The organism is Cupriavidus sp. 8B (assembly GCF_054589115.1).
The window spans coordinates 1-14926 of the sequence record NZ_BAAILO010000623.1 but is presented as its reverse complement, the minus strand read 5'-3'; the positions used below and the strand labels follow the sequence as shown (position 1 = coordinate 14926).

Here is a 14926-nt window from a genome sequence, read left to right as displayed (position 1 = left end):
CGGCGAACGGGGCGACTGTAAGCATCTCCGCATTGACGACGTGGAATGCTTGTCGATTTCCGGGTAGGCTCTCAACGGGTTGCTTCCATCGCGCCGTGACCGTAACAACACTGGGGTTCGACTTTCAAGGGCATCATTCAGGGGGGAGACAGGGGTAAGCCATTTGGCTGATATGACGAGAAGCCTTCTTGCGACTAGGCTTCCGGGAAAACAAGACAAAGATCGGGGAGGGGGTTATGAGGTCAGTTCTGCTTGCGGGTGCTCTCGCATGCCAGTCGGAAGCTCGCACTGACGGCCACCACCGCACGGAGCTCCGCATGAAATCAATTGCTACGGCCTTCTGTCTCTCACTAGCCGTCCTCGGCTGCCATCAACGGGAAACAATTGCTGCGGCCAGTTCTACGGCCCCGCCCCGGACTGCGGAGGGCGCACAAACCTCGCCCGCGATCCAATCTCCGGGGCAAGTGAGGCAAGCGACTCAGCCGTCATGGGACGGTCCATTTGGCCTCCGGATGGGGCTAACCAAGGCAGAAGTACGTGCTGCCCTGAGTGTCTTGCAGGAAGCGGACGACAGCATGATTCTGGAAACTGTTCCGAAGCCATATCCGTTGTTCGAAGGGTATGGGCTGGTATTTGGGAGCCCTGGCCTTTGCAAGGTTGCCGGCATCGTAACCAATCTGCAGACGGACTCCGGTGGCTTCGCGGCGAGGCAACGCATAGACACCCTTGCCAATGAACTCGAGGCGCGTTACGGCAAGCCAAAGAAGAGTGATTTTCTGATGGCCGGGTCAATCTGGAAGGAGCCACAGGAGTGGGTGACCGCGCTACGCAAACAAGAGCGGGTCTATGCCTACTATTGGCTCCGATCTTCAGGTGCAAAGCTGCCCGCTGACATCGAGTCAATCGCCATCAGCACAAAGGCAGATCAGCGGGACCAAGTCCAAGTGACACTTAACTATGAGTTCACGAACTTCTCGCAATGCGTGAAGGATATGAAGGCGAAGGAGCAGGCAGGCCTCTAACGCATTGCAGTCATACCCCATGTCTCCCTATTGCACCGAGCACCAAATGCAAACCAAAGATAAGAAGCTACTGTCGATTGTTGCGGCTGTCGCTGGGGTTGCCGTGTTGGTGGTGACCGCGAACTATTTCACGCTGGCTCGCCCGCTTTCTAGCGCCATGAGCATAGACGGCAGGAATGAGGGGATCTCGGTGCGCGTCCACTATCAATACCTAGTCAACCCGTCGGAAATCGAGTTCGATCTGCGCGAAGTCCGTGGTGACAAGTCGGCGGCCGATGTCACGCGTGTACTACTTCAGTTTGCGGCCGCAGTGAAAGATCGCAGTTTCAAGACCATTAGGCTTGCACACGGGGGCGTCGAGAAGTTTGAACTGGATGGCGCCTACTTCCACACACTTGGCGTGGAATTTGGCGAGCAAAACCCGATCTACACGATCCGGACGATGCCTGAGCATGTTGTCAACCTAGACGGTTCGCCAGCATTCGGGACTTGGACCGGTGGCTGGCTTGGTGTGGTGAGCAAACAGATGGAAGACGTTCACAAGTTCCATCGACGTTGGTACATCGACGATTTGGCTCAGGGGGGCGGGAGCTCTCGGTGACTTGTGCATGCCGATTGAACACAGTGTGCCGACCAGTGTCCCCTTTCCCTGCAGACAGGAATCAGATGGGGCTTAGGGCTTCCTTTATAGGCGTCCGTGGCGAGATGTCCATACCCTCCCTTAGTTGGGTGGCCGCATCGCCCGGCCCTTATTTGTCTGCCATATTTGCAACGCCACGTGAGATGGATCATCCATCTGGCGGATTTCGCTACGGTGTGGATAGCAACAATGTCCTCAGGTAGCGACAGTTGTAGGAATGGTAGTGGCATTAAGTGGGGTCGGGCTGTACTCGCTGGTGCGGGCAACCGGCGCGCCCCCGGTCACCGCCCCGATCTCACAGTCGACGCCACCACGCGCCGCGCAGTTCCGAAAAGTCTTTTATGGGTCTGTCGTCAAGGGAGAGCGAGCGCTGTGTGGCTACGTCAATGCCCGCGATAAAGTGAGGTGTCGGCCTCAACAAAGCGCCCAGGCATAACAAGGGTATTAAGAGGAAAGCCATGCGAGTACTAGGGCTTATTGTCATTGTAGCGCTCATCTCCGGGTGCCAATCCAAGGTGGATGAGGGCATCGAGGCCTACAAGAAGAAGGATTATCGAGCGGCAAGAATTGCGTTCGAGGGGAGCCATGGGAACGGAGCTGTCCTGTACTACCTAGGGGACATGTATCTCAACGGTAGGGGTGTCCCCAAGGATGTCGAGAAAGGCCTGACGTTGTACAAGGAGGCCGAATCCCACGACTACGCGATGGCGTACTTCCAGCACGGAAGACTGCTCGTTGACGGCAATATTGTGGCGAAGGATGCCAAGACTGGTCTCGCGTTGCTCGAGCAAGCGGCGGCCAAGGGTGTCAACGATGCGTATTTTGACATTGGCATGTACTACACGTCGAAGGACGGCGGTCGGCGAGGCGATCTGGCGGAAGAAGCGTTTAAAAAGAGCAATAGTATCTTTGGGCAGCATCGACTCGCTCTGCTCTACGAGAAAGGCACGCCGAATTTCCCGGACAATCCAGCGCTGGCTCGGATCACGCTTGAATCGGCGCTGGAGCATCCGGACCGAGAACATCAAACCTATCTAGCAGACGTAGCGGCCACTCTCGCGGAATACTATTTCTGGGGATTTGGCGGTCCGGCCGACGAAAGCAAAGCGATCGCCCTGCTCGAAAAGTATCCTGGGGACAAGTCCGACGAGTTTCGCGCCTGGCTTATGTTCTCGAAGGCGTCACGTCAGCCGGGGGACGCAGAGGCGGCCGTTAAGATCTGGACGGATCTGGCTCAGCGAGCCAAAGAGGAAAAGTTCTTGGATCCGACGTATACCTATATCGGACTAGCCGCCGCCTATTACGCAGGAATGGGCGCGCCGGCGTCGGACATCCAGGGCGCGGTGTACCGCGAACAGATCATTCCTATCGGCGTGGGCCCTTACCTTCTGCCTGCTATGTGGGCACAAGGTGTTTTCGGGCCTCCCGTGTGTGCCATGCCTGTCCGATCTGGGAATCCTGGACGATATCGGGCATTGCTCCTGGCGGCATATCAGATCAAGGTCGAGTGTTTCCGCAAGGGACGGGAGTACTCAGTGGCTCACTCCACGGCGTTCGATGCCGAGTTGGCTGGCTTTGGCGTCGCTCGCGCGTGGCAGAGAGAGATTGAGCGCTATATGAGTCCGGCAGAGTTGGAGCGAACAAGAAAGTACGAGCAGTTTTTTGCAGCGCGTGAGAAAAACTAACTGCACGCCCCTCAGCAAGCCAGCTCACCGCGGCCGCGGGGTGCGGTTTGTATCCAATCGCTTACGACCGGATCGCACCAAGCCTCGACGGCCTCACGCCGCCTATAAGGCTTGTTGAGGCCTATCTTGTCCGGGTAGCCCCAAGAGCCCAGCGCCCATTGGGTTCGTTTGGGAGCAACTGAAGCGCTACAATTCCGCATTCAATTGAGGACAACGTTGTCCTCAGCCGCGTGGCTGCAATAGCGCATTCAACGCCGGCTGGCTGATCGCACCGCCCCCTCTGATGCGCCCCCCCCAGAGACGCCACCATTCCTACGGCAGGCAGCTTATCGGCCGTCTGGATGATTGCATCCCATGTGTTCCGCATCTGACAATGGTGATGTACGCACCTGCATCGCTACGTCACACACCGTATTGTGGACCGGGGGGGACACATGGAGAAGATGACTGATTCAAGCGGAACACAGTCAACTCACCGGGTTCTTAAGGGGGTGCCGCTTGTCGTTGCCGTTATCTGGATCTGGTTTGTCCTCTACAAGATCTTGGCGCAGGTAAACCCGATCTATCTGCTTCTGGTCGCCATCACAGCCGTCGCCTTAATTTTTCGGTCCCTCATGCACTCGTGGCTCGGTAACCACTGGAAGACCGTCACGGCCATGTTTGCGGTTGCGTCTTTGGCGGTCATTACCACGCAACCATGGTTACGACAGGAACAGGCGGAACGCGCGGCAGCGGAAAAGCAAAGTCGCCTAGTCGCGCTTCGCGCGACCGATCCCTCAGCCTACCTGACCGAGCTCAAGACTGCGAATTCACAGGAATACGAGCCCGAATTGAAAGAGCTGGATCCAGCCGGGTATGCCGCGCTGATGGCGAGCCGAGCCGTAGAGGAGGAACGCAAGCGCGTCGTGGAGATCGCCGAATTGAGGACTGAGGCGGCGCGCGGCAACCTTAGCCGTGAGCGCGAGGTCATCGTATACCGGCAGCTGGCCGAACTTGATCCAACTGACAAAGCAGTTGTGGAAAAGGCAGATCGTCTCGTAAGGGAGGATTTCCAGCGGAGGGCTGCGGCCAGCTTGCTGGAGCGCCAACGGACACGTCCGAAGGACTTCGTCTCGATTGTCAAAAAAACGTACAGAAAGGTCGCGTTTGACACCGTCCTGCAGGTGGATTTCACGATCAAAAACGACCTCCCGTGGGCAATCAAGGACATCACCGTCACCTGCGAGCTTTACGGCCCAAGTCTGACGAAGATTGACCAAAACACCCGAACAATCTATGAGCGCATCGAGGCTGGGAAAACAAGGATATTCCGCAACTTCGACATGGGATTCATCCACAGCCAGACGGCGAAGGGGCGGTGCGACATCGATAAAGTGGTAGAAGGCTAATACCATTGCGCGGCGCGAGCTATAGGAACCTTGCGGACCTTGGCATCGTTTGGCGCAGCGAGCCGTGGATGCCGATGCGCAATCCGCTCGGAGGTCGGAGCCCTCCCATTTGCCGGGGTGTAGTAGTCCGAATCTCAGCGCAATTGATTGCGCCAGATGACCGCTCCGGGAGAACATCATGCCAACAATGAACCCGCTCAGGGTGCTGGTTTACGTCCCCCTCGCCGGGGTGATCATGGGTACGTTTGTTTTTCTGGCCTTCGACCCGACCCAGCACAGTGATAGCCGTGCCACGGAGTCGCTCCCAGCCTTGCGGGGGCCAGCGGGTGCAGAAGACTGCGGCGACAGGATATTCTGCCCACCCATGAAAACAGACGTGCTCAAGATGATCGCCCCCTACGTCAAGAACGACTCGGCCACGTTTCCGGTGGTATACCGAGGCAAATACAATGCGCTGTGTGGTTCGGTCAACTACACCGATAAGTGGGGTCATCCTAAGTATGAACGCTTCGTGGCAATGTCACACGGGGATGTCGAGTTCAATGGCATGACCATGTTCGGCCAGTATTACCGGGAAAACTGCGAGCGGTGAGATGTTTGACAATGCGGTCAAAAACCGGTTAGTTGGACTCAGCCAAAGACCCGGACTTGCGTCGCGTCATGCAGATGGTGAACGTGCTGCGTGCGGAGCATGGAACCGAGCGGCCGGGCGGTGACAAGGCAGAACGGAGCTGGTTGCCTTAGGCGCTGGACGGCTACATGATCAGCTACCTGTACGGCGGTGACTCCGAAACAATTTCGGAAGAGAAAGCCAAGGCGCTAGCCGGGAAGCTGTGCCCGGATCAAGATGCGCCGTTCGACCGACTTCTACCGCAATTGATTGCGACAGCCAACGGACACCACTTCCCCCCGAGCGCCGGCAGGAAATTTGAGCGTGCTTCTACCGCGACCTCTACGAGGACTATATCGACTTGAGTACGACCACCTGTAGCCCTACGGGCGGAGCGAGGGAGGCTCGTGAATTCTCCGTTGCAACCCGTCCTTCCCTCGCAATGCGCTCGGCCTCGCCTTTGCCGGGTCTTCAACTCCCGCTATTGCGTATGGATCCCAAAATTCGGATGGCTCGAGGGGCCGCCCGCCGCCTGCGCAGTGGACACCCGACCGAGACCGGCCATGACCGGCTATGAGGAGCCACTCGCCCACACCGCCACCTCGTCATTCCGGCGTCGGCTATGCCCAGGTTGAAACCGCTCCGCCCTACTCCTCCAACCATCCCAGTCCGGGGGATCGTGCTTTCAGTGCAGATTGATACGCTGAGATGCGAAATCTCCAATGCCACCAACGACTTACGGCATAGGAAAAATACCACTCCGGGACTATCGCAAGTCAGTGATACAACGGAATATTTTCCCTTCAACCGTATCAACTTTCACGGAAAGGACGATTACCCCAACCAGCAAACTAACGAGTCTGCTGCTTTGGAGCAAGACAAGCTTGAGCTCCCTCAAGCCTTCCTCCGACGCCACGAATTCTGCTTGGGCACGACGCCCATCTTCGAAGACCTTGACCATGCCTCTGAGCACCTCGAGTTCTGCGAGTGTCTTTTCGCGTTGCTGGTCAAGGTAGTCCGCAACCTCGCGAGTTCTATCCCGAGATTTTATGTCCCATCTCGGGAGGAGGTGATGAATCAGCTCGTTCCGCTCCGCAACGATGTCAGCAAGCCCTGCCCTGCGTTGCTCATAAAATGGCTCGCCCGCTTCCACGTTGAAGCGAAAGGAGAACCACACTTCACGAAGTTCTGTTGGCGCTTCTCGCCCTGAGCTTTCAGGTCCGAGGTGCCCGTTGACGAAGTCGCCTATCAGTTGTCCCATCGTCTTTTTGCTGACGGCGGCGCGCTTCTCCTCCTGTAGCTTCCGCAGTTCGCCCCTATAGCCTTCGGCCGCCCCATTGGCCACGACGAACTTGAGCATTCCCTCCACCTGTTGGAAAAGGAGCAGGTTGCGGCCAATCTTCCGCAGGCCTGTTCAACAAGCGAGACTATCCGACCGTCGAACTGCGACGTCTTGCGACGTGTATTGTCGACGGTGTTATGCCAGCGTTCGTGTGGCAGTCCGTTCGATTTTCTCTCGCCATGACGCGAGAATTCCGTCAAAACAAGCGAGAGGTTAATTGCACCGACCGAGGCAACTTGATGAACTAGTCTACCTAATAGGTTAAAATAGCTTGTTAACCCCGAAAGTTCGCTTGAGGTGGTCACCTTGACTTTGGATTATTTCGACAATCTCAGTTCTTGAGACGGACAGCGGTCGTTTGGAGTCGATGTAACTGGTATTAAATACAAAAGTCCCCAATGAGTGCAGGAGGCTGGTGGTATGAATGATCTGCTGGAAGAACCATCGCCGCATATTATCTGCATCATCGAAAATGAAAGGAGAAATACGTTCAGCCTCCTCTAGTTCTTCGTTAGTCTCTTGCACGCGGCTCCCTCTCAGCAAAAGTCGAATCGACAAGTTATTTAGCATTAAATCTTTCGGATCGGCTGCAAGCCCGCGGATCTTTGCAATCTCGAACGGATCGCAGACGATTATCTGTGGACCATGCTTTATTTTGTTGTAACAAGCAGCTAAAAGTGACCCGCGTGGATCCAAGAGTGGAGTGACTCCTTCTTTTATAAAACGAGCGAGGTTTTGCCACAGCGGCAGGACATCCCTTGGAATTAATTTAACGCTTGGATTGCGCTTCCACGCGATCCCGAAAGATCCGGGAAGGAACTCATCTCTTCGCGTCAAGAGTTCGCTCAAATACTCTCTCGGATGGACGTCGACGCGCTTGCTACTTTTCAATATCTTTTGTTGAATGCTTTCTACATAGCCAGGACCGATTGGGGACTTAGAGGATACAGACAAGCGCAGTTGAAGTCTTTCGACGATATCAGCAAGACTCTGCTGCTTATCTGTACCCCAGATTGACCACGCGACCAACATCGTGAGGGCGTCTTCGACGACTTGCCCCGCCAACTGATAAAACGATCCAAGCGACGCTAGTGACTCGAGTTCGCGTGCGTTTTCACGCTCAAAAGCCTGCAAATGAGTCCAAGCTGCGAGCGGTCGGAGCCAGCAACCATATTCGAGAAACGAGTCCAAGAATTGCTTACTCGTTATCGGCGGCTCTGCAACCGGACCTCGAGCCAGGCTTGCGGTCATGACTGTTGCTACACTGCGTGAAGACGTCATCTCGCCATTCTTCAATTTAGGTTTCTGTTAAATAGCATTTCAATTATGCCTGTCAAGTAACGACCGTTGCATGACTGATTCATAAAAACTTGCGTGCCGGTGCTAACGGCGCGATTTTCCAAAGCTTGAGCAACGATGTCGATCTCGCTACTACGGACGGCAGCAATGGACCTCGACAAACCGAAAATGGAGCAACTTCGGCCGAACATGGATGACCGCAGAGTGAGCGGAGCAGCCTGCTCGCAGGTCATGGCGACGTAGACGGCGAACGATCCTGGCTGGATGCGACGTTCGCCTGCTTCCGGTCGGCCGTTCAAGTCCGTTTCGGTCAACCGTCACCTTGGTCGGACGTCCGAATTTGGCCGTCCGACCTCATCCGCATGGCCGATTTCCTTGGCGACGGCCGGCAAGGACACTGTTTGTACAATGCTAGGCAAAGCGGGGACAACGGATGAGCGGACTGAAAGCGATTTGCGAGGCCCAGCGTGAGTGGGCCGCGGCGAATGGTGTCGGGCTTGACGATGGCTACGCTGCCACAGTAGTCAGGTCGAAAGAAGACGAAGTCTGGTCGCTTGCCTGTCGTCGGCGCACCGCAGTCTTCCCAGTGTGCGCCCCAGATATAGCCAGCTGCTGTCATCTGTAAGAGTGCCAGGCCCGCGCCGAGAGTACCCGAGAAGCTCGTCTTGTTGAAGTCCTTAACGAACCCAAGTTCAGGACTCATAATCCAGCCCTTTCGATCCTCGTGCGGTAAGCAAACCGTTAAAGCGGCCGACGCCGTCGCATGCGCGGCTTTGTAGCCGTTGCCACCAAGCGTCGGACCGAGCTGGGTGGCCCGTACCATGGCCAGGTGCAGCAACGGCTCATTCACCATCGCGCCGCTTTTCGATAAGAATGTTTGCCAGCTCCAGGTAGGTATTGCCGAGAGCAGGTGGAATTCCTGGTGGACCGGGACAGGCAACATGCGCGCAGTCGTGGGAAGTCGGGACGGCTTATTGTCCTCGAGTGCGGACCCACCGTCACGTAGAACGCACCGTCTGTCGGCGAGGTTCATTAGAATGTACTCGCCAGCACTGGCCGGCGATAGGCGCACTCCGCCTCGTCTGGTTTGACCTCCCGAACAAGAACAGGAGTCCACGCATGGACAGTCCTCTGTTTGCCACCGCGCCCAACGACGCGGCCGATTACATCGACCCCACCGTTGGCTGGCTGCTGCGATACGAGGAGCATGACGAATCGGGCACGGCGACGGGGCGCGGCGCGTCCATTGTCGGCGTCGAGTTTGCGCCGCGCCATTATGCCGACCTTGCCCACGTGAAGCTTAACCAGCCGCTGACGATTCCGTTGAACTGGCGCCATGCCCGGATTCTGCAGAGCAACATTCCAGGGTTCGACGTTGAGTCAGTGGCAGACGGTCAGATGACCGTCGAAAGCCCGTTCTCGGTTCGCACCATTGGTCTAGTACCGGGCGGCTGGCTGCCTGCCGGCCTGGCCCTGCGGGCCAACATGACCGTGCTACTGGATCGCTGCACAATCAGCGAATTAGCCGGGCGCTTTCGCGATGGACGCAAGACGAAGCCCGCCGACCAAGACTTCCTCGACCTGTTCGCTGGGCAGCGCGTGCGCATCAATCCTCTGCTCTTCGCGCTCGAAGGCAATACCGGGCAGGCCCCGACGCGCGAGCTTGTGGTGCAGCAACTCGAGGAAGCGCGCGCCAGGATCCGGGCGGCGCTGCCCGACGCCGAACTGGTGCCTGCGGGCACCGACAGTCTCGCTGGCATCCTTGGCCTGCTGCAGGACACGCAGGCCGGCATGGCGCGCGCTAACGAATTCCTGCGTCGGCTCGCCCCGCAACTGAACGTGCCGGTCGGCGTCGCCAGACGATCCGAGATGTGGGACCTGGTGCTTGCCACGGCGACCGACTGTGGCCTGCGCCGCGACTCGCTGGTCGTCGTCGCGGCGCTCAGCGCGGTCGCGGTGCCGAATGGCAAGAGCCCGGCCAAGCGCCTGCTGAAGTGGAAGACCAGCTATAGCGAGCGGGATGCCTACAACGCGCTGGTCGATCTGCGCGCCCTGGAATTGCTGATCGGCATGTTCGCATTGTTCCCCCGCGAGCGCCTCATGCTGTGCACAGGCGACAAGGATCTGGCGCTGTTCTGGGCCGGGATTCGTGCGAGCGAGATGGTCTGGCGCGACGGTCGCCTGCATTGCACGCTGTCCCCGTGCGAGGCGTTGCTTCCGCGCGTGAGCGAACGGGAATGGGCATCGGTTTGCGAAAGGCCCGGCGCCGGGCGCGTCGCGCGGCACTTGACGCGACGGTAGAGCGATGTCCGAGACCGTACGCAGAATTCGGTCGTTCAAGGACGTGGCGGCGTAGCCGAGGCGCGGGACGGGCGCTGCCTGACAGCGCAGCCCGCATACTGTGGGAATCCGTGCCGGCGGGAGGACGCGGCCGCCCTCGCTGCTTAAATTTTAGTCAAATCCGCAGGAGCCGTCGGCACTCGACCCCCGCGCGGCTTGTCCACCGGCTTGTCCCCGCGCGCGGTGGATAAATGCCATCCGACACTTCCCCCTCGGGGTAATCGTACTTTTGGTGCAAAATCTGGCGGTTTGCACGGAATTATCATTTAGAATCAATCGCTTGAGAGGTAGCCGTTTTCGCGCGGCCACGCCCTTGATGCAGAATCTGGCGCTTTCACCCTCCACTACATGGATGGCTCGTCCGCAGCCGTTAGATTCAAATAAAGCATCGCAAGGATCACTTCGTCCGCCGCCTCGGTATTGATTTCCATCCCATCCTCCCGGAAGGCCGCCTTTACGAGCCGGCCGCACGCTCCAAGGTGCCGCTTCGAGCAGCATCTCTTGGTACCGGTGGACCGGAAAGCTTAGCGTTCCCCGGAAATTCACATGGGAAAAATGTGCCGGCCCCATACGGCGTAGCCAGTCGTCGTCAACCTGTTGCCCCTTGTGCCGCCAATGCTCGACCGTGTCCTGCATGCGCTGCGTGTTCCACGCGATCACCAGGTTCGTCAACAGCGTCAGAGAGCCAGAGATCGCGATCATCTCGTCGCGCCGCCGTCCGCGCTCCGGCGCGACCTTACCGGTGTATATCGCACGCTGGAGCTGGTGAACTGATTCGCCCCGGTTCAGTAGTGTATGCAGCTCACGACGAAACCCGGTATTGCTGAAGTAATCACACAGGAAAAGCGTGCGCAACAGCTTGCCAAGATGGTCGGCCGCGCGATGAATCGGGTCACCGTGTGCCGCGCTGCCGAATCGCTCCAACGCGAAAATAGCGCTTAGACGTCCGGATTTGATCGATGCCGCCAGCCGCAGCAAACCATCCCATCCGTCACGGATTGCCTTGAGCGATATGTCCTGGCAGACAACTGGGGCGACGCCTTCCGGGGCCATCCATCCCCGCGGTAGATACAGCTTGCGCTCCGAGAGGTTGCGCAAGCGGGGGCAGAGATCAAAGCCGAGCATTTTCGATAGCGCCATGCCCACGTTCGTATTTATATGGACAAGTCGCGTTTTTTCAAGTCAGGCGCGTTTCGTCCCAACCGGATCCGCGTCAGTCTGAGCCCGTGCCTGACTCCCCCAAATCGATCAGAAGTCGCGCGATGCGTTTGGCGATGGACAAATGCCGCTCTCGTTCCTTGGGCCAACCGCGTGCCTGTGCATCCTTAGCCAGCGTCATTTCGAGCTTGCGGCGCTCTTTCAGTCGTGGCATGTATGCAGGGGTCGTCACGAACTTCGCGCACGTCAAGTACATATCGCACTCGCATGGCCCCTCGGCCGGTAAGCGCAAGCAATGACCGAGTTCCAGTTCGGTCTTGAAGAAGTTGCACTTTAGCCAGTCTACCGAAGACCTTGGCAAGGTGCCGCTGCGGAGTTGCTCCGCCGCGGGACCTGCAAGGATCGCCCCGGGTTCCAGAACGGACTTGTAGTCGCGCAACACCTCGCGATCACTGATCTGTGCATAGACAAGCGACATCGATGCACTGCGATGCCCCAGTATGCTCATGATCGTATGCAGCTTCGCTCCGCGTTCGGCCAGTTGCGTACCGACCGTGTGACGGAAGCGATGAGGACTAATGGTCCGACGCCCATTCTCGTCGACAGTGCCGGCGACTTCGCAGGCGCGTTTCAACGAAGCCTGGAAGAGGTATGCGCATGAGAGCAGTCTGCCGTGTGCCATGAACACGTATCGCGTTGGCGTTCCCGTCAGTTCATCGGTCAGTGCACGCTCGCGTCCCTGAGTCCGTGCTGCGATCAACTTCCTCAGTTCAATTGCCGCTTCTTCATGCAACGGCACGACGCGTTCCCGGAAGGTCTTGCCCGCTGGCAGGCGCAGACGGGCCGTGCCGTCAGGATAGCTATCAAGGCAATCGACCGACAGTCGCTGGATCTCTCCCTTTCTAGCCCCGGTCCATCGAGCGATGAGCAACGCAGTACGTTGATACGGACACTCCAGATTTCCGACGGCAACCATCAGACGCGCAAGCTCATCTGCTGGAATAAATCGTGGCACTCGTACCGGCATCTTTGGCAGATCCCCGATGCCGAGCAACGGTCGCCCCGGGGTGTCATCCCACTCCCACGCGGCTGTGTTACGAAAGAATTGTGACAGCGCGGAAACATGCGCGCGTCGAGCCAGTGTGCCCAAGGGCTGCCCCGTTCGCGGGCTCGGCTGCGTCGATAATGCCACCAGATATTCCAGGACATCGTCTCGCGTGACCTGCGCAAAGCTCCCCACCGCCGGCCGCTCATTGTTCAGCCACACCATAAATCGATATAGCGCGAGCTCGAACTTCTGCACGCTTAGCGGACGATCCGTCGCGCTACGCGCCACGAGCCAGCGGTCCACCACGTCCTGCATGCGCGGCACAACGGGCTTTCGTTCCTTAATGCTGCGCATGAACTTCTTCGGCTGTGCATCCAGTTGTCCTCGATGGAACAGCAGCAACTCAAGCTGATTCACACGCAATGTCCAGCTCTTGCGAAACGCCTCGAAGTTGCCTGAGGCGCTCGGATAGAACTCGTGCAGGTCGCGACTGGCAAGGAACGCCGCGATCCCTGCGCGAAGTCCGTGCATATGCTCACCGCCGAACGTGGAGGCGTCGATGCACCCGGTGTGCAATATCACCCGGCTCACGGTCCAGCGCAACGTCGCGTCGATCCCAAACTTGCCAAAACCCAGTCGCTGGGCATCACTCCGAAGGGCGTCGATGCCCAGATCCAGCCCCATTTCTCGCGCCATCTCCGGAACGTACAGTGGGCTGCTGGCGAAGAGCCATGGATAGTCGAACTGCAACAAGCCGCGAAGCCCCAGGAACAGAAGAAACGGCCGTCCGGTGTGGGAAATTTCGGCATCAAGCCCATACTGCCTTCTCGCAGGCACACTGCCGACGCGGACGGCAAGGGGCTCCGCAAACCAGGCTCGAAGGTCTGGCCAGCGACGTACGAAGCGGCGCATATCATTAAGCCTGCGGCGGCATCGGGTGGGAGACCCGGGCAGCGCATTGGCAAACTCTGCATATTCAGACTCGGAGCAATACGAACAAGCTCGATGTGGTGTATCGAGCGGTTTCGCTGCAACGTTTGTTGGTCGCGGCATCGATCATCCTAGATCGCTCAGGTGGTCACCGGAACGCCGCTCACCGGTTCGACATCATCAAGGCCCAGCGCTTGTCGATAATCGGCGACGACCTGTCGATCGGAGATGCGGGTGTAGATGCGCGTCGACTCTGGGGATGCATGGCCGAGCCGCTTCTGGAGCGTCAGCTCACGCATCCCCGCCTCCCACATACGGGTGGCATGGGTGTGGCGCAGGCTGTGCGGCGTTACCCATGGCTCCCGAATTTTGGCTCGCTCACAGGCCCTGATAAATAGCTTGAACAAGGCAGGATAGCCGGGTGGTTCGAGCCGGCGTCTCCCGGCGCCACCGATGAGAAATACGAAGGGACTGTCTCCGTCGTTCGGCCTTTCGGTCATGACGTACATGTTTACAATTTCCAGCGTGGTGGGATCGTGCAGATCAACAACGCGTTCGAAGCGAGACTTAGCCCGTACGCCCTTCGGATGATCATTGCGATATCGCACCATGACGAGACGCTGGCCGTACCGGACGTCTTCCAAATGCAGGCCCAACGCCTCTCCTGGTCGTAACCCACCATCCAGCATCAATCGCAGAATTGCCCGGTCACGCTGGCAATGAAGCTCCCCGAAGAGCGCGTCGATCTGTTCATCGGACATCGGGCGAGGCAACCGGTCCACGGTCTTTACGGACACCCGCCTGCGCAACGGCCTTTGACGGCTCGCGCCGTCCATGAAAGGTCGATGCCTACTGGTCACGCGCTGCTGTTGGTGATCAAGCGTCTTCTCAAGCGGGTTAGCGCTGTCCAGTTGGGCCGAGAGAATTGCGAAATCATAGAACGACGAGACGGCTGCAAGTATCCGGTTGACAGTAGCCGGGGCCAGTTGCGCCATTGCCCTTCCGTCGATCGTCAGCGCCTCGGCGATCGAACGCCGGCGAGGCGACAATGGAATCCGTAGCGATCTCAGATAACCAAGAAGTTCGACGGTATGCCACACCCTAAACTCTTGCCACTTCAGTCGCTGTTGCGTGAGGAAGCGCCACAGGTGTTGCAGATCGTGGGCATAGGCAATCAGCGTATTTGGCGAACAGTTTCGCGCCGCAAGGTGTCGCAGGTAGTCATTGACGACCTGGACAGGTCCGCCAGCGTCATCCAGCAGCAAGACGCTTCTTTGCCCATTTGGCAAAAGGGTGTTGCGAACGACCATGGCAGGCTCCTTTCGAAGCACTGGTTAGTTCCCGACTATGGACAAGGCATCGGCACATATCGCAGGAGCCCCCTGGTTCGCCGTTTGTCGGTCGGTAGTGTCGACTGGCTGGCAGGCCCGCTTCGGGCTACGCCCTGCGCAGGCCTGCCAGCCA

Annotated in this window: 11 protein-coding genes and 1 pseudogene; 6 read left to right on the top strand and 6 right to left on the bottom strand. The window is 58.2% G+C overall.

Translation table 11 applies throughout. The features are described from left to right. Window positions 1–575: 575 nt before the first annotated feature. The 5 genes from ACYP5B_RS51065 (at window position 576) to ACYP5B_RS51045 (ending at window position 5327) form a co-directional block, all read left to right on the top strand. Entirely contained in the window at window positions 576–1022 is a 447-nt protein-coding gene (locus ACYP5B_RS51065) for a hypothetical protein (protein ID WP_459575134.1), read from the top strand. A gap of 46 nt (window positions 1023–1068) precedes the next feature. After that, window positions 1069–1623: a hypothetical protein gene (locus tag ACYP5B_RS51060; protein ID WP_459575133.1), complete on the top strand. Its 555-nt coding sequence runs from the start codon at window positions 1069–1071 to the stop codon at window positions 1621–1623. Between the two features lie 497 nt (window positions 1624–2120). After that, on the top strand, window positions 2121–3347 hold the full coding sequence (locus ACYP5B_RS51055) for a tetratricopeptide repeat protein (RefSeq protein ID WP_459575131.1): 1227 nt from the start codon (window positions 2121–2123) through the stop codon (window positions 3345–3347). Window positions 3348–3790: 443 nt separating this feature from the next. Continuing rightward, complete coding sequence (locus ACYP5B_RS51050; protein ID WP_459575129.1) at window positions 3791–4735, top strand: hypothetical protein; 945 nt, start codon at window positions 3791–3793, stop codon at window positions 4733–4735. A 178-nt stretch (window positions 4736–4913) separates the two neighbouring features. Beyond that, window positions 4914–5327: a hypothetical protein gene (locus ACYP5B_RS51045; protein ID WP_459575128.1), complete on the top strand. Its 414-nt coding sequence runs from the start codon at window positions 4914–4916 to the stop codon at window positions 5325–5327. Between the two features lie 784 nt (window positions 5328–6111). Here ACYP5B_RS51045 and ACYP5B_RS51040 read toward each other — a convergent pair. From ACYP5B_RS51040 to ACYP5B_RS51030, 3 genes are all read right to left on the bottom strand, one after another. Next, window positions 6112–6705 carry a hypothetical protein gene (locus ACYP5B_RS51040; protein ID WP_459575127.1) on the bottom strand — a complete coding sequence of 198 codons (594 nt, stop codon included), beginning with the start codon at window positions 6703–6705 and terminating at the stop codon, window positions 6112–6114. 243 nt (window positions 6706–6948) lie between these two features. Next, window positions 6949–7938 carry a hypothetical protein gene (locus ACYP5B_RS51035; protein ID WP_459575126.1) on the bottom strand — a complete coding sequence of 330 codons (990 nt, stop codon included), beginning with the start codon at window positions 7936–7938 and terminating at the stop codon, window positions 6949–6951. Between the two features lie 358 nt (window positions 7939–8296). Then, window positions 8297–8929 (bottom strand): hypothetical protein, encoded by a 633-nt coding sequence (locus ACYP5B_RS51030; protein ID WP_459575124.1) that lies wholly within the window; start codon window positions 8927–8929, stop codon window positions 8297–8299. A gap of 176 nt (window positions 8930–9105) precedes the next feature. On the opposite strand from ACYP5B_RS51030, the gene ACYP5B_RS51025 reads away from it, so the two are divergent. Further along, on the top strand, window positions 9106–10287 hold the full coding sequence (locus tag ACYP5B_RS51025) for a hypothetical protein (RefSeq protein ID WP_459575123.1): 1182 nt from the start codon (window positions 9106–9108) through the stop codon (window positions 10285–10287). A gap of 516 nt (window positions 10288–10803) precedes the next feature. Here ACYP5B_RS51025 and ACYP5B_RS51020 read toward each other — a convergent pair. From ACYP5B_RS51020 to ACYP5B_RS51010, 3 genes and pseudogenes are all read right to left on the bottom strand, one after another. Continuing rightward, window positions 10804–11487, bottom strand: a pseudogene (locus tag ACYP5B_RS51020) (Tn3 family transposase); the annotation flags it as partial. A gap of 52 nt (window positions 11488–11539) precedes the next feature. Then, window positions 11540–13444: a tyrosine-type recombinase/integrase gene (locus tag ACYP5B_RS51015; RefSeq protein ID WP_459575120.1), complete on the bottom strand. Its 1905-nt coding sequence runs from the start codon at window positions 13442–13444 to the stop codon at window positions 11540–11542. 158 nt (window positions 13445–13602) lie between these two features. Next, window positions 13603–14772 (bottom strand): tyrosine-type recombinase/integrase, encoded by a 1170-nt coding sequence (locus ACYP5B_RS51010; RefSeq protein WP_459575119.1) that lies wholly within the window; start codon window positions 14770–14772, stop codon window positions 13603–13605. Window positions 14773–14926 lie beyond the last annotated feature (154 nt).